General features: G+C 38.4%; 31 protein-coding genes and 1 pseudogene. 3 read left to right on the forward strand and 29 right to left on the reverse strand.

The genetic code is table 11. The annotated features are described in order from the left end of the window. Positions 1 to 86 precede the first annotated feature (86 nt). The 21 genes from glpK to LIZ08_RS06790 all read right to left on the reverse strand — a co-directional run bounded on the left by glpK (position 87) and on the right by LIZ08_RS06790 (position 16,778). Positions 87 to 1,595, reverse strand: coding sequence for a glycerol kinase GlpK (gene glpK / locus LIZ08_RS06690; protein WP_227038533.1), 1,509 nt, complete (start codon positions 1,593 to 1,595; stop codon positions 87 to 89). Positions 1,596 to 1,790: 195 nt separating this feature from the next. After that, a complete protein-coding gene (locus LIZ08_RS06695) occupies positions 1,791 to 2,450 on the reverse strand; it encodes an ankyrin repeat domain-containing protein (protein ID WP_227038534.1) in 660 nt (219 codons plus the stop codon). Positions 2,451 to 2,623: 173 nt separating this feature from the next. Beyond that, entirely contained in the window at positions 2,624 to 3,373 is a 750-nt protein-coding gene (locus tag LIZ08_RS06700; protein WP_227038535.1) for a CPBP family intramembrane glutamic endopeptidase, read from the reverse strand. After that, complete coding sequence (locus LIZ08_RS06705) at positions 3,370 to 4,125, reverse strand: CPBP family intramembrane glutamic endopeptidase (protein ID WP_070589160.1); 756 nt, start codon at positions 4,123 to 4,125, stop codon at positions 3,370 to 3,372. Before LIZ08_RS06705 ends, LIZ08_RS06700 begins: the two co-directional genes overlap by 4 nt. A 22-nt stretch (positions 4,126 to 4,147) precedes the next feature. Further along, positions 4,148 to 4,564 (reverse strand): hypothetical protein, encoded by a 417-nt coding sequence (locus LIZ08_RS06710; RefSeq protein WP_070589162.1) that lies wholly within the window; start codon positions 4,562 to 4,564, stop codon positions 4,148 to 4,150. A gap of 3 nt (positions 4,565 to 4,567) precedes the next feature. After that, complete coding sequence (locus LIZ08_RS06715) at positions 4,568 to 5,455, reverse strand: DUF4300 family protein (protein ID WP_227038536.1); 888 nt, start codon at positions 5,453 to 5,455, stop codon at positions 4,568 to 4,570. A gap of 201 nt (positions 5,456 to 5,656) precedes the next feature. Then, positions 5,657 to 6,433 (reverse strand): Ltp family lipoprotein, encoded by a 777-nt coding sequence (locus LIZ08_RS06720; protein WP_227038537.1) that lies wholly within the window; start codon positions 6,431 to 6,433, stop codon positions 5,657 to 5,659. Positions 6,434 to 6,595: 162 nt separating this feature from the next. Beyond that, the gene (locus LIZ08_RS06725) at positions 6,596 to 6,868 is read right to left on the reverse strand and encodes a hypothetical protein (protein ID WP_070589166.1); all 273 of its coding nucleotides are present in this window, start codon (positions 6,866 to 6,868) and stop codon (positions 6,596 to 6,598) included. 126 nt (positions 6,869 to 6,994) lie between these two features. Further along, positions 6,995 to 7,624 (reverse strand): Ltp family lipoprotein, encoded by a 630-nt coding sequence (locus LIZ08_RS06730; RefSeq protein ID WP_227038538.1) that lies wholly within the window; start codon positions 7,622 to 7,624, stop codon positions 6,995 to 6,997. A 269-nt stretch (positions 7,625 to 7,893) separates the two neighbouring features. Further along, entirely contained in the window at positions 7,894 to 8,205 is a 312-nt protein-coding gene (locus LIZ08_RS06735; protein WP_006597213.1) for a hypothetical protein, read from the reverse strand. 150 nt (positions 8,206 to 8,355) lie between these two features. Beyond that, positions 8,356 to 9,216 carry a MerR family transcriptional regulator gene (locus LIZ08_RS06740; protein ID WP_227038539.1) on the reverse strand — a complete coding sequence of 287 codons (861 nt, stop codon included), beginning with the start codon at positions 9,214 to 9,216 and terminating at the stop codon, positions 8,356 to 8,358. Between the two features lie 220 nt (positions 9,217 to 9,436). Continuing rightward, positions 9,437 to 9,880 (reverse strand): 8-oxo-dGTP diphosphatase, encoded by a 444-nt coding sequence (locus LIZ08_RS06745; RefSeq protein WP_227038540.1) that lies wholly within the window; start codon positions 9,878 to 9,880, stop codon positions 9,437 to 9,439. Positions 9,881 to 9,940: 60 nt separating this feature from the next. Beyond that, positions 9,941 to 10,480, reverse strand: a complete 540-nt coding sequence (locus tag LIZ08_RS06750; RefSeq protein ID WP_227038541.1) for an RDD family protein — start codon at positions 10,478 to 10,480, stop codon at positions 9,941 to 9,943. Between the two features lie 83 nt (positions 10,481 to 10,563). Then, positions 10,564 to 12,312, reverse strand: a complete 1,749-nt coding sequence (locus LIZ08_RS06755; RefSeq protein WP_227038542.1) for a glycoside hydrolase family 13 protein — start codon at positions 12,310 to 12,312, stop codon at positions 10,564 to 10,566. Between the two features lie 201 nt (positions 12,313 to 12,513). Beyond that, positions 12,514 to 13,533: a DNA/RNA non-specific endonuclease gene (locus LIZ08_RS06760; protein ID WP_227038543.1), complete on the reverse strand. Its 1,020-nt coding sequence runs from the start codon at positions 13,531 to 13,533 to the stop codon at positions 12,514 to 12,516. Positions 13,534 to 13,719: 186 nt separating this feature from the next. Continuing rightward, positions 13,720 to 14,160 carry a GNAT family N-acetyltransferase gene (locus LIZ08_RS06765; RefSeq protein ID WP_195189761.1) on the reverse strand — a complete coding sequence of 147 codons (441 nt, stop codon included), beginning with the start codon at positions 14,158 to 14,160 and terminating at the stop codon, positions 13,720 to 13,722. Between the two features lie 18 nt (positions 14,161 to 14,178). After that, the gene (locus LIZ08_RS06770) at positions 14,179 to 14,616 is read right to left on the reverse strand and encodes a hypothetical protein (RefSeq protein WP_195189760.1); all 438 of its coding nucleotides are present in this window, start codon (positions 14,614 to 14,616) and stop codon (positions 14,179 to 14,181) included. Positions 14,617 to 14,629: 13 nt separating this feature from the next. Further along, positions 14,630 to 15,283 carry a DUF443 family protein gene (locus LIZ08_RS06775; RefSeq protein WP_195189759.1) on the reverse strand — a complete coding sequence of 218 codons (654 nt, stop codon included), beginning with the start codon at positions 15,281 to 15,283 and terminating at the stop codon, positions 14,630 to 14,632. Between the two features lie 167 nt (positions 15,284 to 15,450). Then, positions 15,451 to 16,113 (reverse strand): hypothetical protein, encoded by a 663-nt coding sequence (locus LIZ08_RS06780; RefSeq protein WP_195189758.1) that lies wholly within the window; start codon positions 16,111 to 16,113, stop codon positions 15,451 to 15,453. Positions 16,114 to 16,153: 40 nt separating this feature from the next. After that, positions 16,154 to 16,492: a type II toxin-antitoxin system RelE/ParE family toxin gene (locus tag LIZ08_RS06785; RefSeq protein WP_070589729.1), complete on the reverse strand. Its 339-nt coding sequence runs from the start codon at positions 16,490 to 16,492 to the stop codon at positions 16,154 to 16,156. Beyond that, on the reverse strand, positions 16,485 to 16,778 hold the full coding sequence (locus tag LIZ08_RS06790) for an antitoxin (RefSeq protein WP_070589185.1): 294 nt from the start codon (positions 16,776 to 16,778) through the stop codon (positions 16,485 to 16,487). The genes LIZ08_RS06785 and LIZ08_RS06790 overlap by 8 nt, the downstream gene beginning before the upstream one ends. A gap of 434 nt (positions 16,779 to 17,212) precedes the next feature. Here LIZ08_RS06790 and LIZ08_RS06795 point away from each other — a divergent pair, with 434 nt between their 5' ends. The 3 genes from LIZ08_RS06795 to LIZ08_RS06805 are packed head-to-tail and all read left to right on the forward strand — an operon-like array spanning position 17,213 to position 19,541. After that, on the forward strand, positions 17,213 to 18,016 hold the full coding sequence (locus LIZ08_RS06795; RefSeq protein ID WP_227038544.1) for a MerR family transcriptional regulator: 804 nt from the start codon (positions 17,213 to 17,215) through the stop codon (positions 18,014 to 18,016). Further along, positions 18,013 to 18,828 carry an ABC transporter ATP-binding protein gene (locus LIZ08_RS06800; protein ID WP_227038545.1) on the forward strand — a complete coding sequence of 272 codons (816 nt, stop codon included), beginning with the start codon at positions 18,013 to 18,015 and terminating at the stop codon, positions 18,826 to 18,828. Before LIZ08_RS06795 ends, LIZ08_RS06800 begins: the two co-directional genes overlap by 4 nt. After that, positions 18,825 to 19,541: an ABC transporter permease gene (locus LIZ08_RS06805; protein ID WP_227038546.1), complete on the forward strand. Its 717-nt coding sequence runs from the start codon at positions 18,825 to 18,827 to the stop codon at positions 19,539 to 19,541. Before LIZ08_RS06800 ends, LIZ08_RS06805 begins: the two co-directional genes overlap by 4 nt. Positions 19,542 to 19,646: 105 nt before the next feature. Here the strand turns inward: LIZ08_RS06805 and LIZ08_RS06810 are convergent, their stop codons facing one another. The 8 genes and pseudogenes from LIZ08_RS06810 to LIZ08_RS06845 all read right to left on the reverse strand — a co-directional run bounded on the left by LIZ08_RS06810 (position 19,647) and on the right by LIZ08_RS06845 (position 25,649). Further along, on the reverse strand, positions 19,647 to 20,501 hold the full coding sequence (locus LIZ08_RS06810) for an ADP-ribosylglycohydrolase family protein (RefSeq protein WP_227038547.1): 855 nt from the start codon (positions 20,499 to 20,501) through the stop codon (positions 19,647 to 19,649). A 21-nt stretch (positions 20,502 to 20,522) separates the two neighbouring features. After that, positions 20,523 to 21,308 carry an alpha/beta fold hydrolase gene (locus LIZ08_RS06815; RefSeq protein WP_227038548.1) on the reverse strand — a complete coding sequence of 262 codons (786 nt, stop codon included), beginning with the start codon at positions 21,306 to 21,308 and terminating at the stop codon, positions 20,523 to 20,525. Between the two features lie 129 nt (positions 21,309 to 21,437). After that, complete coding sequence (locus LIZ08_RS06820; RefSeq protein ID WP_227038549.1) at positions 21,438 to 22,316, reverse strand: aminoglycoside phosphotransferase family protein; 879 nt, start codon at positions 22,314 to 22,316, stop codon at positions 21,438 to 21,440. 106 nt (positions 22,317 to 22,422) lie between these two features. Further along, positions 22,423 to 23,031, reverse strand: coding sequence for a Type 1 glutamine amidotransferase-like domain-containing protein (locus LIZ08_RS06825; RefSeq protein ID WP_227038550.1), 609 nt, complete (start codon positions 23,029 to 23,031; stop codon positions 22,423 to 22,425). 176 nt (positions 23,032 to 23,207) lie between these two features. Then, on the reverse strand, positions 23,208 to 24,251 hold the full coding sequence (locus LIZ08_RS06830) for a DMT family transporter (RefSeq protein WP_227038551.1): 1,044 nt from the start codon (positions 24,249 to 24,251) through the stop codon (positions 23,208 to 23,210). A 305-nt stretch (positions 24,252 to 24,556) separates the two neighbouring features. Further along, a complete protein-coding gene (locus LIZ08_RS06835) occupies positions 24,557 to 24,877 on the reverse strand; it encodes a TfoX/Sxy family protein (RefSeq protein ID WP_227038552.1) in 321 nt (106 codons plus the stop codon). 21 nt (positions 24,878 to 24,898) lie between these two features. After that, positions 24,899 to 25,039, reverse strand: a pseudogene (locus LIZ08_RS06840) (VOC family protein); the annotation flags it as partial. Positions 25,040 to 25,157: 118 nt separating this feature from the next. Further along, on the reverse strand, positions 25,158 to 25,649 hold the full coding sequence (locus tag LIZ08_RS06845) for a phosphoribosylanthranilate isomerase (protein WP_227038553.1): 492 nt from the start codon (positions 25,647 to 25,649) through the stop codon (positions 25,158 to 25,160). Positions 25,650 to 25,735 lie beyond the last annotated feature (86 nt).

Below are 25,735 nucleotides of genomic sequence, written 5' to 3' on the forward strand. Positions count from 1 at the left end.
GGAGGTGGGACGACGAAATCGAATTCTAACGAATTACCGATTTCTGTCCCACTCTTTCTCATAAACGATTCATTTGATGAGTTCCTTTAGTCATCAGACTCTGCAAATACTTGAGTGGCTTTGACTGCTTTCTTCCACCCCTTGTACAATTTCTCTTTGGGAGCTTCATCCATCTTGGGTTCAAAGATTTGGGCTGCTCCATGAAGAGATTTTAATTCATCTAAGTCCTTCCAATAGCCTACTGTCAGACCTGCTAGAAAGGCTGCCCCTAAAGCCGTCGTCTCCAAGTTTTTGGCACGAGCAATTGCAATTCCAAGAATATCTGCCTGAAACTGCATTAAGTAATCATTTTTCGCTGCTCCTCCGTCTACTTTTAGGACAGGGATAGGAGTTTTGGCATCTACCTGCATGGTGTCGATGATATCGCGAACTTGATAGGCAATGGATTGAAGGGTTGCTTTGATAAAGTCTTCCTTGGTCGTTCCTCGGGTAAGTCCAAAGACAGAACCACGCGCCTCTTGATTCCAGTATGGGGCTCCAAGACCCGTAAAGGCAGGGACAACATAGATTTCATCCTGGTTCTGAGACTTCAGAGCATAGGCCTCGGATTCAGGTGAATGATCGATCATACGCAGACCGTCACGGAGCCACTGAATAGCACTTCCAGCGATAAAGATCGATCCTTCAAGGGCATAGTAGACCTTGCCATTGATCCCATAACCAATCGTCGTTAGCAAGTTATTTTCTGATAACTGCATCTCTTCACCCGTATTCATAATGATGAAAGATCCAGTTCCATAGGTATTTTTGACCATACCAGGTTCAAAGGCCAATTGGCCAAAGAGGGCAGCTTGCTGGTCTCCTGCCATCCCTGCAATCGGCACTTGTCCACCGTAGAAATGGAAAGGCGCTGTCTTGCCATAAATCTCAGAGTTTGAACGCACCTCAGGAAGCATGGCTTTAGGAATGTTGAGGATTTCTAAGATTTCATCGTCCCATTTTAGTTCCTTGATATTGTAGAGCATGGTACGAGCAGCATTGGAATAGTCTGTCACATGGGCTGCTCCATCCGTCAGCTTCCAGACCAGCCAAGTATCAATGGTCCCAAAGAGCAATTCTCCTTTTTCCGCACGCTCTTGTGCTCCTTTAACATGATCCAAAATCCAACGAACTTTAGTTGCTGAAAAGTAAGCATCGATGACCAAACCTGTCTTTTGGTGGAAGGTTTCTACATAGCCTTGGTCTTTGAGCTCTTCAGCCAGTGGAGCAGTTTGCCGTGATTGCCAGACAATAGCATTGTAAATGGGAAGGCCCGTATTCTTATCCCAAACAACTGTCGTTTCCCGTTGATTGGTAATGCCGATCGCCTCGATTTGATTGGGCTTGATGCCACTTTCAATAAAGACTTCAGCGATCACCGACTGTACAGAGTTCCAAATCTCATTAGCATTGTGCTCCACCCAACCAGCCTGCGGAAAAATCTGAGTGAATTCCTTTTGACTAGAGCTAACTTGCTCGCCTTTTTTGTTAAAAATGATGGCCCGCGAACTAGTGGTTCCCTGGTCAATCGCCATGATATAGGTTTCTGGTGACATAAACTGTCCTCCTAAATTAGGTATTTAAACATCTTGTTCTTTCATAAACTAGTATACTCTATTTCATTTAGGATTTGTATCCATTTTTTTAATAAATTACAGTCTAAATTTTCCTTCTGCTTCTAACTCTATCAGATCAAATTAAAAGAGCCCTAAGGCTCTTCCTAGTATTTCACATGCTTATCAAGATCTGCTTTAATCCAACCGCTTTAAGAATTCCATGGTCGGACTGTTCTGGTAAAGCTCTTTTAGAGGAATCTTCTGATAGACAGCTATTTCGTCCGCAGTCACACCGTAACGAATTAATAGATCATAAATACGATTTAAATCATGACGTAATTCATCCGTAATGAGGACATTATCGCTCGTTTCTTTTCTTTTCCAATAATAAGATGGCAGAACTTCCTTGGTTTCTATTAAAATAGTTTGCAATAAAGTTCCCCCATGACTATCCTTCTGAGAGATATCTGCTCCAAGTTCTAACATTTTTTTAAAAACCTTGAAGGATTGGTCAGCCTTTTCCTTAGACGAATACATCTCATATTGACCATTCCAACGTTTGATCATGCGCCTGCAGTCAAATACAGCTCTTCCACCAGCAGTTTGGATGACCGGTTGACAGAATGGATTTAGCTCTGTAGGTTCTTCAATAAAGTTAAGATCTGCCCCTCTATCAATGAGTAAGTCCGCAATATCTAAATGTCCCGATTTAATAGCGACTTGAAGGAGGGATTGGCCTTGATCTCTTTTAGGTTTGTCACCCGAAATAGCATTGACTTCTTCAGGCTTTTTATCCAATATCTGACGGATTCCCTCTATATCTCCTCTTCGCAATAACTGAAAGGTTTTTTGCATGGTCTTTCCCCCTTAAATGATCGATAATCCTATCTCTGAGTTCTTCTTTAAACTAATTATATCATTTTACAGACTCCTATATGATGGAATGTGTCATTAGCTAAAAAGGTTTGATTATATCACCAAATAAAAAAACCTCTCACCGAAATTGGATGAGAGGTCAAACTCCATTTCTATGATTTTCGTATAGCCACTAGCCAAGAGGCTAGCAGGATTTCGAAAATAACTAGAAGGATAATCTGAGGAATAGAACTCTGAACCAGCATAAGGACAGCCAGACTATCGATCAGCATGTGAGCGAGGATACAAGGAACAGCACCTTTCGAGTACTCCTTGAGCGCTCCAAATAGGAAGGTATTCCCTAAAATCATCAGGTAAAAGATGAGATAGTTGGACGAACCTGCTGTAATCCAAGGGAGTTGATAAATAGGGATATGCCAGAGGAACCAGACAATGGAAAGAAGCATCATTTTAGGTATAAAGTGCTTACTAAAGGAAAGATGATCTTGTAAAAACCAACGCCACCCGACTTCTTCCAAACCGCCATATAATAAGGTCCAGGGGAAATAAAGGAAGAAGGCCAAGAGGGAGTTCCCAGTAAAGCGAACGTTCATAAGCAGGATGGAGATCCCATAATAGATGACGGGGATGAAGAATGCTAGGATCCATGACAGAGGACTTTCTTTTTGAAGAAAAACCTTTTTGAAAAAATCACCCAAGGATTTGACTTCACCCAGGACAAGAGAAAAGACCGCCGCAGTAATCAGGGGAATACAGTTCATTAGGATAAACAGTAGCGAGGCATCCATACTCCTCCCATCTGGAAAACACCAAAGGATCACTTGGCCTACTAGAAAGGTAGCTAGGAGGGCAGTCAGTGCATACCAGATAGAGACTGATTGTTTTGAAATAGATTTGCTCATTTTTCCTCCTTTAGAGTTACAGACTTCTTTCTTGCAATCATGATTGCTAAACTAATAATAAAAAATTTACTGACTAGAGATAGCCATCCATCTTCATTCACTAGAATCTGAGACAAGGAATTAATACAGGCATGAGTCATGACACAGATCCATAAATTTTTCGTTTTATGATACAAGGCCGATAAGATAAAACAGTTAGTTAGCAGTCCAACTAGAAACGGAAACAACTGAATGACAGCTAAAGAACCATCAATGTAAAAGTAAAAAAGATGCCAGCTAGACCAAGCTAAAAAGGTGATCAAAGTAGCTAAAAGATAAGGTATTCTTTCTTCCAAAGTTGGTTGAAAGAAATAACGCCAGCCAATTTCTTCAACTCCACCAAAAAGAAGAGCCTTGAAAAAAAGCACTACTGGCAAGACCAACGATTGAGTGGTGATCTGACCACCAAAGATAAAAGGGAAAAAGTCGAACAGCAAGAAAATGAGCACTAAACAATAATTTGCTAAACTGTCTTTGACTTGAAAAAAATCTTTTAGAACTTGTTTGAAACTAGATTGATGGTAACTAATGCTTGCAAGACTGCCCCACAAAGCTGATGACAAGCCACCTACAATAATAGCGATGATCCCAAATGGTGATGTAAAATCAACCTTGACTCCTCCTGCTCTTAAAAAACAAACCAGAAGGCTGACTCCTAATACTTGACCAAAGGTCCCTAACAAATACATAGATAGGGCTTGCTTTCTATTCATTCGTGATTCCTTTTTCTTTCAATTAATTTCCAGTGCTATCTACCTTAAACCCATACTTACCTGCATTTCGTTTGAGCTTCTCCACTAGCTCTTCATTCCGCTTACTTTTTCCAAAAAAGAAGGGAACGGTCTTTCCATTTCTGAGTTCAATATAGAAAGCATAGCGAGCCCCGCCACCAGATCGTCCACGAAAAATTACATACGTGATTCGCTTGATCTCTTTCAGTGGGATCATTCGCCGACTGAAACACAGAGCGACATGGATATAGAAGATTCCACGGTTAATATGGAAGGGAGCAAAGAAGGGACCACCACTACGTTTCACGATTGCCCTTCTTCTCAGGTAAAGTAGAAGACTGAAAAAGAGCAAGAAAACGAGCACATATAGAATCGGAGCATACTCCATTATCTTTCTGTATTCTAACACGCTGTCTTTCATCCTCTACTTCATCTCAACCCATTTTTCATTATCCATGATAAAGGGCTTAGCCAGACCTTCGCCTGTGTAGTCTTGGTACTTGGTCTCCAAGTATTTGTAGACATCTTCCTTGGTCGCAAACTTGATGGCTTGATAGGGTTCTTCAAAGGTCAGCTTTTCGACAAAGAGATAGCCGTCCTTGGCAGGAACTAAAACGCCGACATGGCCGACAAAAAGGGTATTTCCATCCAGGTTATCATGAACGATAACAGAAAGCATGCGCGCATTTTCATTGAACTTGAAATGAGCAAAATACTCTTCCATCTTCTTGGCATGGACCTTGACATCCGTTGTAGCCTCTGTCGGAACCCGTGAATACAGAATGTTAAAGGCTTCCTTGTCTGCCTCATCAAAGACTTTCCCTTTGTCAATGGCATCATTGTCCACGAATAAAAGTTCACTATCCGCTTTCATCTTAGGAATCTCTATGCGATTCTTCAGAAGAGTATAGCTATTGATCCGGCAGTTGGTCCCTACGAAATCGCCCTTCTGCTTGGTCCACAAGTCACTAATTTTTTCGACATTGTAATCTGTTTTCTTGAAGGTGCTGAAGTCACCCGTCAAGCCGACCGAGCCAACAATGCTATCGTAATCCGTTACTAAACCCAAAAATTTATCTACACTGTCCTTATCCAAATAAGCAGACAAAAGACTCCGCACTTCTTCGACACTTGCTTTGCTGTTGAGGTTGCTGTAGCTTCCCTTGTAGCGCTCCTTATCTGAACTAGATTTCTGTACAGTGGAACTTGCCTGCTTTTCCTTGGATTGCTTTTGGTTGCTACTACAAGCCACTAAAGCAAAGATCGCCAAGGCACAGCTAGTAAGGAGCATGAATTTTTTAGATGGTTTCATAAACTGGTTCCTTCTCTATTGATTAAAATGTTTGTTCTATAAATTTTTCATATCGATAATCCTTTTCCTCTATTATAGTTTAAAACTAGCTTTGCTCCAACTATTTTTTACGAAATGAGAAAAGTTTATAAGTAACAAAAAAGAGCTGGCAGACTGTCCAGCTCTTTAATATGTTACAAAAATCAAAATTAAAATTATCGTTTAATCAGACCAATCTATTTTGGCATGTTCTATTGCGTACTCCGCTTCCTCTTGAGTAAACTTTCTTATTTCAACAAGTTTTTCTAATAATCTTTCTTTCGAATAGTTGCCACCGCTTCCAAAAGATTCCACTGCTTTAACAGCTTCCTCTTTCCAATCAAAATGACCTTGCTCCACAGCATAGTCAGCCTCTTCTTGAGTAAATAGATCAAATTTTATAAGTTGATCAACTAACTTTTCTTTTGAATAATGATACATTTGATATGATTTTGCTTTTAAAAGTGCTTGCTCTTTCCAGTCTATATTAAGCTTATCGATAGCATACAGGGAAGCATCTTCTGAATACCTGTCATTCTTAGTAAGATCATTTTTAATTTGCTGCATCGATAAAGGAGATTTCTTTAAAAATTCTTTAGCTGTTGCATATGCACTTGTATATTCTGCATCTAGTAAAGGTAAAGGATAAACTCTTTTCTTAAACATATTCATTAATGATTCTAAATCATCCTTATTTTTTTTGTCACTTGAAGAAGCGTATTCTTGTTTTGATGATTCAAAATCATCCTTATTTCCATCAGTTGAAGAAGAGTATTTTTGTACAGGTTTAGTCAGCTGTGATCCTGAACGTGAATTTATCCATTTATTATAACTTATTTGATACTCAATTGCCATCAAAGCTAACATTCCTACCATCAATCCAAACATCGTAAAAATAAATATAACAAATTTTTTCATAATGAATACCTTTGCTTGTTTTTCTCCAATGGAATCTTTCATCCTCTTGAACTACTTTCATTAGTATTATATCATGAAATATTCTTCTTTTTTATTAACTAATGTAAAAGTCTTCATACTAGTAAACAAAAAAGCGACTGCAATAGTTCAACTGCAATCACTCGTTCATTTGTGAGATAAAAAATAACAAAGTGTTATAAAAGATTATTTGATCTTGTGTTTGTTCATCTTTTCTTCAAAAATGCCAGTCATAATTTTGCGGAGCTCTTCCCCTTCTTTTTCAGGAAGGTCTCCTTGGCGTTTGGCCACGGCATAAAGTTCAGGGTATTGCTTGGCTACACGCTCAACTGTCTTGGTCGTCGCATGCCCTCTAACAAAGAAAGGAATGCGTTTGATCCATTCTTGCGGTACAAGAGCAAGCAACTTCTTACCCGCTTCCTTATCAGAAATCTCAGCTGTACTCAAACCTTGGTTGATTTGTTCCTGTTCTTTTTCTGTAAAGTTCTAAAAGTTAAAAATGTTTTTATTGACAAATTTGTTTGTAATGGAAGAATATTTAGATAAAAACATATCACTATTATATTTTAGTCATCCTATTATATTTTAGTCATCCCAATCTATTTTGGCATGTTCTATTGCGTACTCCGCTTCCTCTTGAGTAAATTTTCTATTTTCAACAAGTATTTCTAATATCTTTTCTTTCGAAATTTTGCTACCGTTTGCATAAGATTCCGCTTCTTTCACAGCGTTCTCCTTCCAATCGAAATGAACTTGTTCTGCAGCATAGTCAGCCTCTTTTTGAGTAAATAAATCATCATTTACAAGTTGCCAAACTAACATTTCTTTTGAAAAATGAAATATTTGAAGTGATTTTGCTTTTAAAACAGCTTGCTCTTTCCAGTCTATATTAAGTTTATTCATAGCGTACTGGCAAGCATCCTCTGAATACCACCTTGTTAGATCTTGTTCAATTTTCTGTTTCGATAAATGAGAATTTTCTGACAAAACGAGAGCTTTTACATATGCATCTGTAGATTTATTTGAATTTTTATAATCATAATACTTCGTACTAGAACTTGAAGTCTTACTAGAACTTGAAGAAGAGTATTTTTTATAATCATAATAATTCGTACTAGAATTTGAAGAAGAGTATTCTTGTACAGGATAAGTTATCTTTGATCCTGAACGTGAATTTTTCCATTCATTATAACTTCTTTGATAACTATATACCATAATAGCTATCCATCCTACGAACAATCCAAACACCGAAAAAATAAATATCAAAAATCTTTTCATAGTGAATACCTTTACTTGTTTTCTCCAATGGAATACTTGATTCCTCTTGAACTACATTCATTAGTATTATACCATGAAATATTGTTCATTTTTATTTACTAGTGTAAAAGTCTTCATACTAGTGAATAAAAAAAGCGACTGCAATATTTCAACTGCAATCACTCGTTCAATTATGTGATAAAAAAATAACAAAGTATTATATAAGATTATTTAATCTTGTGTTTGTTCATCTTTTCTTCAAAGACTTCTGTCATGATGACACGCAATTCTTCCCGTTCTTTTTCAGGAAGGTCTCCTTGGCGCTTGGCCACGGCATAGAGTTCAGGATAGCGCATAGCCACACGTTCAATCGTCTTTGTTGTCGCATGCCCTCTGACAAAGAAAGGAATGCGCTTGATCCATTCTTGAGGTACAAGAGCAAGCAACTTCTTCGCCGCTTCTTTATCAGAAATCTCAGCTGTACTCAAACCTTGGTTGATTTGTTCTTGTTCTTTTTCTGTAAAATCTTTTAATTCCATAGTAAATTCCTCATTTGTTTATCTTAGGACACATTATACACCTATGTAGGATAAAGTACAACTAAAGGAACTGAAAAATAGAGCAAGGGCAAGTCATCCCTCACTCTATCTTTTAGTCGTTAAATCTTATGAAGTATAGTTATCTTCCATTTATTGTGGAGCATCTCCTTTTTGTTTTAAGTAATAGTTACTTGCCTCCGTTAGTTTTTTATAATAATGATCGTAACTCTTACTAAATTGTCTAATCAGCGGAATAGCGAGTTCATAGTAGTGATGGTTAATCAAAAATTTTTTCAGTTGATCTTGAATGTGTTTCATTGGACTTGTTTTGTAATCATCACTGTTCAAATAACGATCATAGATAGAAATCGTGTCCTTATGTTCATTATGCCACTTTTCATAATTTTCTACCGAAGCTATCTTAGCTTCATTAACTTCTTTTAAGGTCTTCATATTAAAACTAGAACTCAGTTCATCAACATAATCCTGTTCTTCTCTGCTTAACTCAAAGGTTGGAAGGCTATCTAAATACTGAATATACTTCTTAAATGCTTCTTCTCCACCTTTTGACAAGGGCTCCTGTAAAAAAGGTTGATAGGCAGCAAATAAGCATTGCCCCAAGTATCCTGGAAATGCTCTTTCGAGTCTCTTATAAATGGAATCCTCAGCTTCGATGACCGCAAGTTTTTCATTGATCAGATCCGTGTCTGCACCTTTTATATAGAGATCAAACACTACTTTCCGTTTCTCATCACTTTCTAGTTCTTGCTCTTTTCTTCTGAGAATACTAGATGCAGTAGCCCCATCTGACTTCAGACAGTCCTTTATTTCTGTTATGCTTAGCCCTAATTTTTTAAACAAGGCAATCTTATTCAGAATCTCCACATCCTTTTCCGAATATTCCCTATACCCATTTTCTAGTCTTCGAGGATGAATAAAACCTTTTTCTTCATAGTATTCTAGTGCTTTTCGAGTTAAACCTGTTATTCTTTGAATATCATTTCTTAACATAATCTTGCACCCCCTTAACTATATGATACTCCTGTCCCCAAGGTACATGTCAACCTTTACCTTATAAACAGAAGACAATCATTTTTCTAATCTCTTTTATCTCTTATTATAACAAGGTTCCACGAATATATCTGTCATAAAAAAAGAAAAACAGCCAACCATTGGGTTAACTGCTAAAAAAAGTTATCAAGTTAATTATTAGAAGAATCAGCGTTCAATTTCATTTTAAATCGTACTTCCAGTCTTCTCCATCTTGGTAGTAGAAAAATTCAGACAGGTCTTCTTCAAGGAAAATACGAAGCATATCTTCCATATCTAAGGAGAGGTCTAGATTTGGCAATTCTTTCAGGTCCTCCCACCAGACTTCCCCCTCTTCAGAGGATATTAGGTCTCCTTCAAACTTTTCTGTCTTATAAAAGAGAACTACATATCGAATACCGTCTTCTACCCAATTTTTCATTCCACACATCTGGGGAGAAGTAATCCTTAAGCCAGTTTCTTCCTTCACTTCACGGATTACTGCTTCCGTAAATGATTCTCCCGCTTCGACATGACCACCAGGAAAGGTTATGCCTGGCCAATCTTCTTTTTTACGATCAATAACAAGAACTCTATCGCCGTCTCTTACCATACAAAGATTTGTAAACTCAACAGTCTCATTCATACAGATACTCCCTAACTATGTTTGTCTTTTTCTTTAAGGATAGGATAAACAATCTCTACCCTATTCTTCTTTTAGTTGCACTTGCGTATGGGCTAGCAAGTCTCCTAGATGCCTCTTATCTTTCCGAAACATCGTCATTACCAGTAACACAACAGCGAGGAGAGTCGCCGAAATAGAGAGGATAATGGATAATCCATCAAAATTACTATAGAAGCCATGAATCGTGCCCATATGACCGAGTTGCCAAGGTAAAAATTTGATGATGTTTCTGATCAAACTAGCTTGCACTGTTTTTTTCTGGTAGACCAGCTCAAGTCCCGCTTTTGCCTTTCCAAAACTCCCATTTTTTGCATAATCCAAGAATGTGAACAGGAGCGTGATTGGCAAAACAGAGGTGAAAAATACAAGCCACTGTGACTGAATTTCTGTAAACTCTGGGACACCATTAAAAAAGATGATGTAAATAAGCATCGAACCTAAAAACAGAAGAACTAGGTAAGCTAAAATGAAAAGATAATCGAACAGAAATTCCATCATTCTTTTTTTAAACGAAATAGGATTGATTGCTAATATCTTCATCACTGTCTCCCCCTTTCTCATCTCCTATTATAATATAAGGGCACAAATAAAGAAACCATTTATAAAACAAGACTGAAATACCTAAATTCCAGTCTTCTTTCTTACTAATCTTCTCTATAAATAACAAAGCCATTTGGCTGAATGATCAAGCGATCATCAGAAATGCTTCCAAGACTGATCAGATCTGCCTGTCCTCTTTCTAAGACAACGTCTTTCTTCGACTGGTTAAAGTAGGCTTTGAGCATGTTACCTTCATGCTGCCATTCTACTGCCACCACATCCGGCTCAACCTCTGCTAGACTCACTTTACCATGTTGGATCAACTCAGCTACTTCTTTTCGGAGCTGGATCAATTCCTTCATAAAGTTGAGCATGTCATTGTCCGCTGATACGCGCTCCCATGGCATGACACGGCGGCAATCTGGGTCTGGACCACCGATGAGGGCTAGCTCCGTTCCATAATAAATACATGGCGTACCCCGTTGTAGATGGAGGAAGGCGAGAGCAGACTTGACAGACTGTAGATCGCCTTTGGCCGTCGTCAAAATGCGCTCTGTATCATGGGAGTCCAAGAGGTTAAACATGACCTCAGAGATTTGTTGCCTATAGTACATGGACTGGCTATTGATTTCCCAAATGAAGCGTTGCGTCTCCTTATGCCCCCGCAGGAAATAATCCTTGATACTTTCAGAGAGGGGATAGTTCATCACCGCATGGAACTCATCGCCCTTGAGCCAAGGTTGGGACGAATGCCAGATTTCCCCAAGGATATAGAGATCCGGCTTCTTGGCCAAGACCGCCTTACGGAAATCCCGCCAGAATTGATGGTCAATTTCATTGGCCACATCCAGTCGCCAAGCATCAATATCAAACTCTTCAATCCAGTAAGTCGCCACCTTCAAGAGATAGGCCTTCACCTCAGGATTAGCCGTATTGAGCTTAGGCATATAGCCTGCAAAGGCAAAAGTATGGTAAGACAAGTCGCGACTATTCCACAGATTTTCTGAGGAGACAGGAAACTCCTTAATATGGAACCAGTCCTTGTAAATCGAATCCTCCCCGTATTTGACCACATCCTGCCATTGGGGTGAATCATAGCCAATATGGTTAAAGACGGCATCCAGCATAATCTTCATCCCACGCGCATGGGCCTCTTTCACTAGCTGGCGGAAGGTCTCCTTATCTCCAAAATGTCGATCAATTTCAAAATAATCAATGGTATCGTATTTGTGGTTGCTTGGAGATTCAAAAATCGGGCAAAGGTAGAGCCCTGTAATTCCTAACTCCTGCAAGTAGTCCAGATGATCGATGATCCCTTGCAAATCACCACCAAAGAAATCCAATACTTGAGGAGCAATAGAGGCATCCCAAGGACGAACACCTTCTGGTGAAATGGCTGGATTCCCATTGGCAAAGCGCTCAGGAAAAATCTGATACCAAACCGTCTGCGCCACCCAGTCCGGTACAGCACACCCATCAATCTCATGGATAAAAGGAAGCTTAAAACCGTTCATGACGAAGTCCAGGTTCTCCTTGTTGTAGGCTGCCACACCCCGATCTCCGTACAAGACCTTATCTCCTTTTGTATCTTCTAATTCAAAGAGGTACTGGATCCTTGCATGGTGGACAGATACCGACACTTGCCAATAATCAAAGAGGTCGTCTGTCGTCACCTTGTCCATTTCCTTAGTTGCCTCATAAAGATCCTCTATAAAAATAAAGGGATCCCCATAGTGCAAGACAATCCGTTTGATATCCTCTTTCTTGGTCCGGATGCGAATGTGAAGCTGGCCGTCCTTATAAAGATAGGCGTACTCCGATTCAGGCCGGTGGTAAATCGCTGTTAATTCCATCTGTCTCGTCTCCTACTTTCCTTTCTTTTCATCATTTACCAATTTATGCAAACGATTACACAAAACTCATTCTAGTATACTACTTTATAAAAACGTTTGCAAGATTCTGAGAGATTATTTTAGACTACTCACTTTTTAAGATTGTAATGCCACACAAAAAGCCCAGTATTTGGGCTTTCTCATCATCTAAATGACTGATCCTCATTCCTTACTTGTATGCCGCTTTCCAAGGCTTAGCGCTTGCTCTTCTGACATCTGAACCACCTTAGAAAAATTGGTATTGCGAGGCATACTGTCCAAAGAGTACCAATAAACCTCTGCACTTCCATTTCTGGCCACATAAACAACTGGAGCCAGTTGACGAGTTGGCTCTGTAGGTTCTACAGGTTGAACGGGCTGTGCAGGTACTGCTGGCTGACTCGGTTGAGGGGCTTGACTTGGTTGCGTCTCTACAGAAGGACTAGCAGGTTGTGGTTGACTACTTGGTTCTGTTGGCACCAAGGATGGAGTCGCTGTCCCCTTCAGATAGTCAATGGTCGCATTCTTGGAATAATTCTCCAAGGTAACAGTGGTGATCCCATAAGCATCTACCGACTCTTTGGAACTACTTAAATTGATTGGTAGAAGGTTGCCATCTCGATCAATTCCTACATATTGCAAGGTCACCTGCCGAGGAATCAATTCATCCCCCGTATAGACAGGCGTTACCTTATAATCCAGCCAATAATTGGGGTGGGTGGCCAGCCAGCTATCGAGCCGTTTCTCGTAGTAGAGCATGCCTTCCACATTGCTATCTGCTGTCCCTTTATAATTCCCCGTATTGGTCCAAGCAGTTAGCGGAACCAGATTTTTCCCTTCATTGGTCAGTCCACTAAATTGATAGCCAATCAGATGCCCTCTATGGAACAGCCAGGCCTTCTTTCCCTTGTTTCCATATGCAATCTTATAATTGTGCCAGCCAACCGGATTATAGTTGAGACGTGGTTCTCTTTTCTTCTTTGGCTCATCCTTGTCCTGAAGCTGAATATGGGCTGAGGTCGCACGACCTAAATGATCAAAATCCCCCAGTACGAGCTGCTTACTGCCATTAAAAGGCAGTAGATGAAGACTCTGGTAATCAAGTCCAGTTTGCTCAGATTGAGCCCCTTGAACAAAAGCCAAGGACATAAAAACCGAGACCATCGCAACAATAACATTTTTAAAAAACCGTTTTGTAACCATGATTGAAACTCCCACATTTCTATCTAGTGATATTATAGCAGAAAAAGCGGTTACAGACATAGAAGATAGATAATTTCTTCTCCTATTTCAATTATATGTTTTTAATGAGTTTATTCTCACTTTAATATTCTTTAGTATATAAAATACGGACTATTATTTAAATACATAAAATAATACACAGCTTTCTTAAATCAACTTATATTCATACCACTCTTCATCTACTTTCTGAAATCCCAAAGCCAAAAACATTCTTTGACTTTGAGTATTAAAAGGATAAATTTGAGCAGTTACCTTAACCATTTCTTTCTCTTTGGCCATCTGTATCATTTCAGAAATACACCGTCTTCCGATCTGTAAATTCTGATACTCTTTGCTGATCACTATAGAAAGCTCTGAATTATCTTGAAGAGTCACATCTCCAACTAACACTCCCTCATATTGGATATAAAAGCAAGAACCATGTGAAATTAGATAATCATACATTTTATGAAGTTTTGTTAGATTGTAAATCTGATCAGTATTATCCACTTGTTTGCAAATCTCACTATCTTGATACCAAAGAAGGGAGATGTCATCATTCCTATAATAAGGAATAAGCGTTATCTGATCGTCTACTATTCTATTCATCCTTATTTTTCCTTATTTCTATTTAGACGCTTCTTCCGATACTTCAATATTCCCCATCAACCAATTGTACATCTTTTTGCCCTTGTCTTTATAAGGGTTAGGAGGAAACAAGGTGAAAGGGGGGATGCTGGCATCTGGGAAGAATAGTTCTACGCTTATCGTTCGCTCGCGATTATGATTGACGTAGGCTGTAAAATAGATATGGTAATGTCCACTCACATCACCACCATTATCATACTCGCCCCTAGCAGTATTTGGTAATAAGGTCACAGATTCTATGTCCTGCTTTTCCTGGGCTAAGTGTGCGATGATCTCACTCTTAATAGCAGCCTCATGATTTCTGACGAAATTCCCATCATCACTGTATCCAGGATGCTCACTAAGAGAATAGAAAACAATGACCATCAGAAAGGGGAGAGAAATTAAAAAAATGATTAGCTTATTGGATTTTAACATGGGGGTTCCTCATTCATTTTTCTTTTGAAAGCTCCTCAATTTTAATCAAAGATAAGGTTTTATAGTACTCTGGGATTTGTGGCATTCTCATGATCACAAAACCGAACCACGATATAAGGCCATTCACAATCAATAATGCCCCTTCAGTTCCATTATTAGTTCCGATAAAAAAACTCAAACAAACAATATTGGCCACTACTGTGATATACCAATCGATCATTCGTTTCCCTTTTGGTTCAAAAACAAGACAGTATGATTTGCTATCTTTAGGAATTCTCGAGTCAAATGTCCGTTTGGCACGTTTTCCATACCAAACCGCCATTAGATAGGATAAAAGCATAGAGAAAGCAAATATACCTAATTTCAAAATAATTTGTTGACTGACTCCCCAGCTGATAAACGCCTTTTTCATGAACCTATAGGAAATACCGACCAGTGGTTGAACCATAATGGCTATTGTAGATGTTCCTAACCGAGTTTTAGATTTTATTTCAAAACTGTCATTGGAAGGAGATAACTCAACCATATTTGCAGTAACTTTCTTAGGAAGCCAACCCAAGAAATAGGTTTTTCCTTTTATCGAAGTAGAATCTAAAATAAATTTTTTATTGTTATACTCAACGATTCTAAAAACTGCTATATTCGAATATTTAAATTTTAAATCCATATTTATCTTTCTAACTTTATCAGAGTCAAATTACCCCTGAGTTAAAAGAATTTATTCAATTTCACGAATACCTTCAAATGTGACAATTCCAATTTTATAATGCATCCGATAATACTGCAGACATTTCAACTCGGCGATTACTCTTTTCAATTTCGTTCATGGAAACCTCATTCTTTTTCAAAAATAACACTACTAATTTGCACAATCTTTTGATTAGATTTTAGTTGAATAGTTACTCTATATATAGTTGAGCTAGAATGATTTACTAATACTATACATGTTGTTTCCTCTGGTAAATCATATTTGCTTTTTAGATGTTTATAGAGGTCAGAGTTATTTTCTGGCTGATATACAATCTCACGAAGTTCTGTTTCTGCACTCTTAAAGGTCTCCTTTACATCTAAAGAAGTAAAGAAATCTCTTTGTACCACTAAATTAAGAATTTCTTCATCATATAAAGGAGTTACCTCCGACCCATAATTTAACTTCCCATTAGAATATGTAACCGGAACAGTTTTGTTATCCTCGCCAAGTGTTATTGTATAATCACCTTTAATATCAGATTGAGTGATATCTAAATCTACTTCGTATTTTTTTACTTCATCTTGATTTTTTATATAAACTCTACTAGTGTATGCCTTTAATCCTGTAAACTCCTTCTTATCTTGCTCCAAAAATTTAAACAAAGGTTCAAACGTTTTTTCAAATTCGTACTGTTCCTTTGTTCTGTTTTTGGGAATGGTTTCACCACCAAATCCATTAAGGAATGCTAAAGTATACAGAGCAATTCCTACAAACATTATCCATAAAAGCCATTTAAATTTTTTCATATTTCCTTATTACTCTCTTTTAAACACAAAGTCCTTCAATCTACTTATAAAAAATCTTGACCCAATCCTGCTTTGCACTGAGGATACGAGCAACATACACTGTATGCTTCTCCATATAATAAAATGCGAGATAGTTCTCTATTGGCATATAACGATAGGGTTTCCCATCATTCGTCATCTCACCATAGCCCCGGCTTGATACCAGAGGACAGGCTTCTGGAAACAGTTCTAGGGTCTCAAGAGCACTTAATAGCAAATCAACTTTGCCATCTGCAGCTTGCTGGCTATAAAAATTCACAAGAATATAGTCGTGAATGCCACGCAAGTCCTGCTTAGCCTGATCTGCAAGAAAGACCTGATAGCGTTTCAACTTAGTCAAGACCAAATTCCTTTCTCACATCGGCTACAGAAGTGACTTTCCCTTGAGCAATTTCCTGGTGCCCAACTAAAATCTCCTTCTTCAAATCCTCAAAGGCCACTTGATACTGCGTGTTCTGCAAATCACTTGAAACAAATTCTCTTGGATCCACAGTCCCGTTAGCAATTTTTCGAAGTGCTGCATTTAGGACATCTGACACAGAAATTTTTTGATCCGCAAGTACCTCTTTTGTTTTCTGGTAAAACATCTCATCTGCTCGAAAATTCACTGCTTTCGTGTTTGCCATTTCTACCTCTCCTTTGTACATACAATTTGTATATACATTCTACCATACATAAGAGAAGGGATTCAAGTGAAAAATGGATTCCTCTTTCACTAAATAAAAGTTGTAAGAGATAAGAAATTTGAGTGCGTAACTGGTGACAAATAGTTTTAAAACGGAAAAAGGTGATAGATTGTTCTGTCTATCACCTTGTGTTTGCTATTGATTATCTTGTACTTGTGCTTTGCTTTTCTAAATCATGACACATACAGATCCATAATATTCTAAAGGGTCGGAATTACGTCAATATTTAGGACTTATTATGTCACATGCTTCTTTTTTCTCTGAAGTCTCTTTCTTTTCTCGAAAATAAAAAAGTTTTTGTCAAGGAAATTTTATTAAAAATCCTTGTTCATGACCTTACGTAACGATGTATAATAGGTATGAGGAGGTGGGTAATGATGGCTAAATATAGAGCAATTCCGGAAGGATTTATGACAGTGGGGGAACTTGCTAAGAAAATGGGCATTACCATCCGTACTCTACAATATTACGATAAAGAGGGGCTACTTTCCCCATCGGCAGAAAGTGAGGGAGGTCGCAGGCTTTATACCGATAAAGATATAGTGCTACTCCATCAGATTCTATCATTAAAATCATTAGGCTTTTCTCTCAAGGATATAAAGGGGCGTTTGATCTCTTTGAAAACACCTGATGATGTTGCCAATGCTCTTACAGAGCAAGCAGATATTCTTCGTAAAAATATTGAACAACTTAAGGATTCTTTAGTCGCAATAGAGCAGTTAAAGGCAGAAGTTTTACAAATACAGACGGTCAATTTTAAGAAGTATGCAGACATTATTGTCAATCTACAGTTGAAGAATGACTCCTACTCTCTCATTAAGCGCTTTGATGATGATACGCTCGACCAGATACGCAGTCGATTTGACAAGAAAAGCGGGCAAGATTTTATGGATAGGTTGAACCGCCTAAGTGATCAAATCGTGGAGCTTCAGAAAGAAAACGTACCAGCTGAAAGCGAACAATGCCAACAGGTTGTGCAAGAATACTGGAGCTTGATTATGGAGTTTACAAATGGTGATATGAGCATGCTTCCGAAGTTGATGGAGATAGGGAATATCGATACCGCCTCAAACGCTTGGGAAGAAAAGCAAAAAATCGTTAATGATTATTTAGGGCCTGCTTTACAAGTCTATTTTTCAAGGCTTGGAACAAATCCCTTTGAGGAGGTAGAACCATGAAAGACGCAATAGAGGTTTCTGGATTAAAGAAAAGTTATGGTAGCAATATGGTTCTTAGAGGTCTCGATTTTCAAATCAAACAAGGAGAAATCTTTGCTCTGCTCGGAGTGAACGGAGCTGGTAAAACAACCACGCTTGAATGTATCGAAGGTCTGAGAAAATATGATGAAGGCACTATAATTGTAAACGGGAAAACCGGAATTCAACTACAGTCCTCCTCTCTACCCATCCACATCAAACCGATGGAAGCCATAAAGCTCTTTGCAAAATGGAATCATACATACATTGATGATGCTATGCTAAAGGCCCTTGGCATAAAAGAAATGAAAGAGTCGCAATACATAGAATTATCCACCGGTCAAAAAAGAAGATTACATCTTGCTCTTGCACTTATCAGTAATCCGGATATTATTTTTCTCGATGAACCGACAGCGGGACTTGATGTTGAAGGAAGACTATCCCTCCATGAACAAATCCGAAAGCTCAAATCACGGGGCAAGACAATTGTTTTGGCAAGTCACGATATGGCCGAAGTTGAAACCTTATGTGACCGCATTGCTATTTTGAATAGTGGAAAGATTGTCTTTTGTGGTACTCCTTCAGAACTGACAGACAGGTTGGGAAGAAAATATTTCATCCATTTAAAGACCCGGGACGGAGAGGAATCTTTTGAAACAGATACGATCGAGGACACTTTGATTTCATTATTGGAAGAATGCAAACAGAAACATATCCAGATATTGGATATTAAGGTTGATCGTGGCACACTGGAGCAGCATTTCATCGAAATGGCAAGGAGGGGATCGGAATGAATGGTTTTTTATATAGCCTAGCATTACAGTGGAAATTGGACATACGAAGTAAGTCTCTCCTGGTTACTTACTATATTGTACCGCTTATTTTCTTTCTTCTCATGGGTGGTATTTTTACTTCCGTTATACCTGATATGGGTAGCACACTCATACAGTCAATGATTGTCATGAGTGTTTCCATGGGGGCCTTTCTCGGCTTACCGCCTTCCTTGATTGAAACATACGGAAGCGACATAAAAAAGATTTATAAAGCAAATGGTGTGCCTATTCACTTAGGACTGGTGACCATGGTTCTCTCTGCCTTTGTTCATTTGATAATGACCTGCATAGTGATCCTACTACTTGCTCCAATTTTATTTAAAGCAAGTCTACCGAGTCAACTTTCCCTATTCTTTCTCGCACTGGGCATCTACATTTTCGTATCGTTGAGTATCGGAAGTATACTGGGCCTTACTGTAAAAAATCAAGCAAAGCTTACCATGGTAGAGCAACTTGTCTTTTTACCCTCAATTATGCTTTCAGGAATCATGTTTCCTAGCAACTTACTACCTGATTTTCTTCAAGCAATCGGGCGTCTTTTCCCCGCTTCTTGGGGATACCGCTTGATGCTAGATCGTGGCTTTGGTCTTGAAAATCTTTGGTATCTGATTCTTGTATCCTGTATCTCAGTAATGACTTGTATCCTCCTCTTGAATCAGCAAAAATCTAACTAAGTGCCTGAATAAATCCATAGCAACATTAACTATAAAGCAAAAAGCGACGAGATTGTTACTTATCTCGTCGCTTTAGTGTTTTTGGTTGTCTTTATCTAATCTCTGTTATGTTATTGAAACTTCTTGCTCCCATCGTCTGAGGACATCCTTTAAAGGCTCATCAAGATAGGTATAGGCCTTATCTTTAATCCAATCTGGGATCCCATAAGCTGCTTCGGCGATACTTCCTGTGATGGCAGCAAGAGTATCACTATCCCCACCAAGAGAAATGGCATTTCGAATAGCATCTTCAAAGTCTGTACTTTCAAGAAAGGCAATGATGGCCTGAGGTACCGTATCCTGGCAAGTTTCATTGAAACGATAAGTAGGACGAATTTCATCTAGTGTTTGAGAAAGATTATATCCATACTCTTGCTCTATGTATTCCTTGATGAGTCTCTTGCACTTTGTAGGGTTATCGTTGATCGGTTTTCCATAGTCACCACTGTAACCTCCAAAGTAATAACGACACATAAAGATAGCATCAGACGTCGCCATAGCTCCCTTGACCCCCTCTGGATGGTTATGAGTCACCTCTGCAGAAAGTCGTGCAAGAGTTCTTCTGGACGGCCAGGCTCCCGTTCGTGCACAAAAACTACAATCCATGGTCCAGGCACATGGAGAAACACGCATTGCTGAGCCATTTCCAAAGCTATTATAAGGGGAGCAATCATTGCTTTGAATCCATGTATTAAACCTAGGCCCGTACCCAGCATCGGGATACATTCTACCATATTTCTTCATGGCATTAATAAAGTCATCCTTCTGACCACCGTTCATGATGGCTTCAGCAACAGCACAGGTCATAACCGTATCATCAGTGAAAAAACAATCCTCACGAAATAATGGAAAGTCTTTCGTTTTAATATTATCCCATTCGTAAACAGAACCAACAATGTCTCCAACTATTGCCCCTAGCATCAGATTTCTCCTTACAGCATATCAGATTTCCAATGGGTCGCTCTTTAAAAATGGTAGCACCAACTCAATCCACTCTTGAGGCAGGTAAGTTGATAAATAGCCGTGGTTATAGCCCTTAGCTTCATACAAGATCGTATTGGGATGGAGCTGCTGAAATAATTTAGCCGATGCTTTCACACAGTTTAATTCTTTTTCACCGTAGATATACAGAACCTGCGCCTTGCTAGCAGAAATCGTGTCCTTCAGCTTGTAACGCCCCATATAGGTTTTGTAAATAGTCACTAATGTTTTGATAGGCGTCCTTGGCAGATCCTCCAAATAATAAGCTTTTATCTCCTCTGGATAAGCCAGTTTAGGATAGAGCTTGTTCATCATGCTTAACTGGAGTTTACAAGAGAATTTACTGAACATCAGTTTACCAAATAGGGATACTAGAAAGATGCTGAGTTTAGCTAACCCTGGTTGAGGAATACAGAGGCTTCCGTCTATAATGGCCTTCTCAGCTATCTCGCTGTCTAAGGACAAAAGCTCCATAGCAATTTGACCGCCAAGCGAAACGCCACCGATCGCAAACACCTTTCCACCACAGTTTGCTTTGATATAGTCTAGGATCTCCAAAGCGGAATCTTCAGTAGAAACATAATCGAGTGGATATTCTTCGCCGTGGCCATTCAAAGTAGGTAAAATAACACGGTATTCTTCTGATAAGATCCTTGCTTGACGAAGATAATTCCACCAAGAACTGCCACCACCGTGTATGAGCAAGATAGGAGGTGAATTCTTATCCCCAAATTCATGGAATTTCATGTTTAAACTCCTTACTGTAGGACTTTAACTCGTAGTGATAAAAATCATCTGTTTTAAAGATAGTTAGACATATTTGAAATTGAGCAAATAATCCCGACATTTCTTCAAATTGATATTCCAACGTTTACATTATTCAGTCTTCTTCTTGTTCGAATACCAACTAGGAATGATTTGCTTCATATCATCATACCATTCTAAAATCTCCTTAGCTTGATGTTGCATTACTGCTATTTCTTCAACTCCGTATGGTACAGACCATGACAGAGCACCAACTATGTTATTTAGAATATAGATAGCGAGAAGCTTCCAAAATAAATCCGGAACCTTATGATCAAAATATCCATCTATCATACCAGACGCAAAAAAGGGAGAGACTTGAGCAGACCATACAATACGATTGAATTCCTCCCAAGGATCTCCAAGATCAAATCGATCAAAGTCAATGACATAAATTTTACGATCTACACCAATCATGAAATTTCCTATATGATAATCTCCATGTTGGAAAACCTGAGGTCTATCTTTTAACAATTCTCGATTTGCATTTAAAAAATCAATAAAGATCTGACCATTTTCATATTGAACGGGACATTCTTTGTATTTGGAGATTTTGTCATCAATTTTTCGATTATAAAAGACCTCCCAATCTTCACGAACTTCTGTAACAGGAAGTGAATGAATTTTTCGAAGTATACTTCCTGCTTCTACTCCATAAGTATATTGTTGTTCTTTCGAAACAGTTAAAATGGTTTCTCGAGCATCTTTCCCGTCTATCCATTCGTGTAAAGAATGTACTTCGTCATCGCAGAGTTCTATGCTAATTGGCTTACACATCGGAATTCCAAGAGAAGCCACTTTCTCCATCATATCAAATTCAAATTTTTTAGAATCTAACTTCTCCTTATCAGAAACACGCAAGAAATATTTTTGCTGATTTTGATCTGTCACACAATATTTTTTATCATCTGACCAGCCTTTATTTATGGCTATCTTACTACTAAAATTCATCACGCACTCTCCGATTCACTTTCCAACACTTCTTGCAGTTTTCACTAGTAACCCATCCAGTTTGTCTACACTTTAGTTACCTAGATCAAGATTTAGATAATGAAAACTAGTCAATTTTCTCAATAATGTTTCCAAGTTTATCCAATACAAGACATGAATGATCATTTAGTGGAATTATGGGAACATGAACGAGTTCTTCAGCTCTATCCTTATTAGCTTTATCATTCCAGGAATCATAATGGACACTAATTAAAAACTGACTAAAGAGTCCTAATCCATTTTTTATCTTTATCTGATGATCTGAATGATCATTAGGTGAAACATAGACTTTTTCTCCTAATAATAGGGCTCCTGCAGAAAATCCCATAACTTTCGCCCCTTTATTCAGCATACGATCGATATAATTTTTGAACTGCTGATTGACGTAAGTAGCTAAATACTTTTCCGTATTTCCACCACCGATAATAATTAGATCAGCATCTAGATAGCTATCAAAATTAATCTGCTCAGTGTCCAAGAGTAAGTAATCAGTGTTTAGATTAGGACATTGACTTCGGAAAACTTCCGTGTACTTTTTCATATACGGTTCCCAATTTTCTCGATAAACTGTAAAAATGACAATTCTTTCGATCTTCCTTGATGACACAATTTTATTAACAACCGTATGGTTCTTTATCGGCGGATTTCCACCCATTAAAAAAATTTGTGTTTCCATTTTTTCTTTGTCCTTTCTCAAAAACGAGGCAAAGATGGTACTCCAACTTTTAATCTGTCCATACAAGTTTTGCCGATAGCTCTCAGAAACTCTTCGCATCTACCGAATTTCAGAACAAAAGCAGCTCCTTCTGATTTCATATCAGCCTCTCGTAATAGCCTGTCTTATATTTGCTTTTACCTATCTTTTTCCTTTCCTAGATTCTCTAGTTCCTCGATAGAATGACGATGCCTGTGCTTCTCTTCTGTTAGATAATGCTTGTGGACATGCGAATGCCTTACCGTATGCGTGTGGGTACTTCCGCCATGGCTATGCGTGAATGTATGCTGGTGTTCATGGTCATGTTGGCGAATAAGCGTATCGACTACCACTAAAGCAGAACCAATGACCATCACGATCAAGGCGATCACATACATCCAGGATAAGGATTCACTTAAAAATACAAAAGCAAGGAGAGCTCCGATCAACGGATTGACAGCATAATAGGCACTAGTTTTAGCTGCTCCGAGAACATTCTGGGCTCTCACATACATGAAAATGCTGAGTCCGTAAGCCACAAAACCTAAAGCCAAGGCAATGGCGATATAGCCGATTCCTGGAAAGGACTCTCTTTTTATCAGAGCAATGACCAGAGCGCCAAGACCAGAGCATAGGCCTTTTAGCATCACAATTTGATAGGTGCTCTTTGATGATAGTTCTCTAGTGCAGTTATTTTCAAGTCCCCAGCAAACGGTAGCCATGATCACCAGCAAAGAACCATAAGAGAAATGAAAGCTGTCTGTTCCTTCAAACGACAGTAAGATGCTTGACAGGGTGATTAGCCCAATAGCTACCCATAATCTTTTGGTTACAGCTTCTTTGAAGAGAATCAGTGCAATGACCGTCGTCGCCACAATTTCAAAATTCCCAAGAAGCGAGGCATTAGCTGAGGAACCATAGCTGATTCCAAGCATCAGAAAAATCGGTGCAGCAATATCGAGAACAATCATTCCGACAATATAGGGAAGTTCCGCTTTTGTCAGGCTCTCAGCTTTCTCCCTGTCCTTCTTATTAAAGAGTGACATCATCCCAATACCAATCCCAGCACCAAGATACAACAATGCTGCCATTGTAGTCGGGCCCACATGCTGCAAAAGAACCTTTGATATCGGTACATTTATGGCATAAAAAACAGCTGCCAGAAAGGCAAACATAATTGCTTTGAGCTTATTTTGCTCCATCAATTTTACTCCTCTATTTCATTAATTATGGTCATGGCATCTATATCACAGCCCAGATCCAAACCAAAGTATCACTCCATCCAAACAGGAATTCGCTTAGAACTCAAAAGGTTTGGGGAGTTCAAAGCTCCAGTGGAGCTTTGAAACCTCTCGCCTTGAAATGTCAAAGCGAGTGGTTTAACTGCGTTTTATTAACAAACTTACACACTCAACATGCGCAGTCATCGAGAACATATTCACATACTTTTTAACGATCGCATAAGGTTATCGTTAAATGGTATTTACGTAGATAAACTGAGATTTTATTATTTCTTTTTATTTGGTTTTGGTGCAGGTAACTCATCATACATTGAATTAAATAAGCCGGTTAAATATTCTTTGTTGTCAACATCATCTACCAATAGCATTTCCTTTGCACCTTCATACGGCAATTCGTATTCTACATTCGGCATATACGCTATTGCAGATTTGACAGGCTTCACTAAAAATCTATCATCATAAATTCTACCTATGATTTTCCCTCGATAATAAATTATATACTCACCCATCATTGCTCTATATGATATTTCTTCTAACTCGGACAATTGTTCTAAAATGAAATCTAAATATTCTTTACTTGAAGCCATTTTTGCTATCTCCCTTAATTACTAAAATTTCAATAGTCCATTTTCATCAAATTGAAAATTGGGTCCCCAAGAAACTTCCCAATAATATCCATCTAAATCCGAAAAATATGCGTGATATCCACCCCAGAAAAGTACCTGTGGCTCTTTTACAGTTTTTCCACCTGCTTTTCATTACTAATTCTATTACTAGCCAATATAGTATAAATTAAATGACCAATAAAAATGAAGATAAAATAACATAGCAGCCAGTCTTACAACTTACTACTTTTCATATGATAATTTACAAATGTCTTTCCAGCCACTCGATCTTTTTAAAATCCTTATTGTTATTGTGATCATTTCGATAGGAGTCTTGAGAAGAAGCTTTGTAAATACTTAGATACTGCTCCAGACTTGGAAGACGAAAAGTGATACTTTCAGTGTGAATAAGCTCTATATCCGATTCCGAAACTCCTGCAAAATCAGGTAAGGAATCGATACTTCCAAATTCAACACTCACTCGATCCTTTTGGAATTCATGCTCATGAATATCTATTAAGACGTAGCCTAAGTCTTTCATCGCTTTCATTATCTTGTCCCAATCATAAATTCTGAGATGATCAGGTGCTTCCCAACCTCTAGGGTCACCAGGCACATGAATGTCAATGTCAGACGGCCCCCAATTTTCTTTCGTTCTAAACTCCAATCCCAAAGACCCCATCAGTGTCGGTGTAATTCCGACTCGATTTAAATGGAAACAAATGGTTTTAAATTCTTCAAATAAGAGACTCATGTTTACTCTATGCCTTTCATATAAATGTTCGTTATTTCTACTTTATTACCTTGAACATAATCATCTTCATTTTCTAGAGTATATCC

This window comes from Streptococcus sp. 210928-DFI.4.42, from assembly GCF_020554365.1.
Taxonomy (GTDB): Bacteria; Bacillota; Bacilli; order Lactobacillales; family Streptococcaceae; genus Streptococcus; species Streptococcus parasanguinis_S.

Bases quoted from the DNA above. Each gene is read 5' to 3' on its own strand.
- LIZ08_RS06805 (WP_227038546.1), top strand. From the start codon at position 18,825: ATGAATGGTTTTTTATATAGCCTAGCATTACAGTGGAAATTGGACATA.
- LIZ08_RS06750 (WP_227038541.1), bottom strand. From the start codon at position 10,480: ATGAGAAAGGGGGAGACAGTGATGAAGATATTAGCAATCAATCCTATT.
- LIZ08_RS06845 (WP_227038553.1), bottom strand. From the start codon at position 25,649: ATGAGTCTCTTATTTGAAGAATTTAAAACCATTTGTTTCCATTTAAAT.
- LIZ08_RS06730 (WP_227038538.1), bottom strand. From the start codon at position 7,624: ATGGTATATAGTTATCAAAGAAGTTATAATGAATGGAAAAATTCACGT.
- LIZ08_RS06795 (WP_227038544.1), top strand. From the start codon at position 17,213: ATGATGGCTAAATATAGAGCAATTCCGGAAGGATTTATGACAGTGGGG.
- LIZ08_RS06715 (WP_227038536.1), bottom strand. From the start codon at position 5,455: ATGAAACCATCTAAAAAATTCATGCTCCTTACTAGCTGTGCCTTGGCG.
- LIZ08_RS06735 (WP_006597213.1), bottom strand. From the start codon at position 8,205: ATGGAATTAAAAGATTTTACAGAAAAAGAACAAGAACAAATCAACCAA.
- LIZ08_RS06760 (WP_227038543.1), bottom strand. From the start codon at position 13,533: ATGGTTACAAAACGGTTTTTTAAAAATGTTATTGTTGCGATGGTCTCG.
- LIZ08_RS06820 (WP_227038549.1), bottom strand. From the start codon at position 22,316: ATGAATTTTAGTAGTAAGATAGCCATAAATAAAGGCTGGTCAGATGAT.
- LIZ08_RS06700 (WP_227038535.1), bottom strand. From the start codon at position 3,373: ATGAGCAAATCTATTTCAAAACAATCAGTCTCTATCTGGTATGCACTG.
- LIZ08_RS06720 (WP_227038537.1), bottom strand. From the start codon at position 6,433: ATGAAAGATTCCATTGGAGAAAAACAAGCAAAGGTATTCATTATGAAA.
- LIZ08_RS06790 (WP_070589185.1), bottom strand. From the start codon at position 16,778: ATGGCAAACACGAAAGCAGTGAATTTTCGAGCAGATGAGATGTTTTAC.
- LIZ08_RS06755 (WP_227038542.1), bottom strand. From the start codon at position 12,312: ATGGAATTAACAGCGATTTACCACCGGCCTGAATCGGAGTACGCCTAT.
- LIZ08_RS06830 (WP_227038551.1), bottom strand. From the start codon at position 24,251: ATGGAGCAAAATAAGCTCAAAGCAATTATGTTTGCCTTTCTGGCAGCT.
- LIZ08_RS06815 (WP_227038548.1), bottom strand. From the start codon at position 21,308: ATGAAATTCCATGAATTTGGGGATAAGAATTCACCTCCTATCTTGCTC.
- LIZ08_RS06765 (WP_195189761.1), bottom strand. From the start codon at position 14,160: ATGAATAGAATAGTAGACGATCAGATAACGCTTATTCCTTATTATAGG.
- LIZ08_RS06745 (WP_227038540.1), bottom strand. From the start codon at position 9,880: ATGAATGAGACTGTTGAGTTTACAAATCTTTGTATGGTAAGAGACGGC.
- LIZ08_RS06810 (WP_227038547.1), bottom strand. From the start codon at position 20,501: ATGCTAGGGGCAATAGTTGGAGACATTGTTGGTTCTGTTTACGAATGG.
- LIZ08_RS06695 (WP_227038534.1), bottom strand. From the start codon at position 2,450: ATGCAAAAAACCTTTCAGTTATTGCGAAGAGGAGATATAGAGGGAATC.
- LIZ08_RS06705 (WP_070589160.1), bottom strand. From the start codon at position 4,125: ATGAATAGAAAGCAAGCCCTATCTATGTATTTGTTAGGGACCTTTGGT.
- LIZ08_RS06710 (WP_070589162.1), bottom strand. From the start codon at position 4,564: ATGAAAGACAGCGTGTTAGAATACAGAAAGATAATGGAGTATGCTCCG.
- LIZ08_RS06780 (WP_195189758.1), bottom strand. From the start codon at position 16,113: ATGAAAAAATTTAAATGGCTTTTATGGATAATGTTTGTAGGAATTGCT.
- LIZ08_RS06800 (WP_227038545.1), top strand. From the start codon at position 18,013: ATGAAAGACGCAATAGAGGTTTCTGGATTAAAGAAAAGTTATGGTAGC.
- LIZ08_RS06770 (WP_195189760.1), bottom strand. From the start codon at position 14,616: ATGTTAAAATCCAATAAGCTAATCATTTTTTTAATTTCTCTCCCCTTT.
- LIZ08_RS06825 (WP_227038550.1), bottom strand. From the start codon at position 23,031: ATGGAAACACAAATTTTTTTAATGGGTGGAAATCCGCCGATAAAGAAC.
- LIZ08_RS06775 (WP_195189759.1), bottom strand. From the start codon at position 15,283: ATGGATTTAAAATTTAAATATTCGAATATAGCAGTTTTTAGAATCGTT.
- LIZ08_RS06740 (WP_227038539.1), bottom strand. From the start codon at position 9,216: ATGTTAAGAAATGATATTCAAAGAATAACAGGTTTAACTCGAAAAGCA.
- glpK (WP_227038533.1), bottom strand. From the start codon at position 1,595: ATGTCACCAGAAACCTATATCATGGCGATTGACCAGGGAACCACTAGT.
- LIZ08_RS06835 (WP_227038552.1), bottom strand. From the start codon at position 24,877: ATGGCTTCAAGTAAAGAATATTTAGATTTCATTTTAGAACAATTGTCC.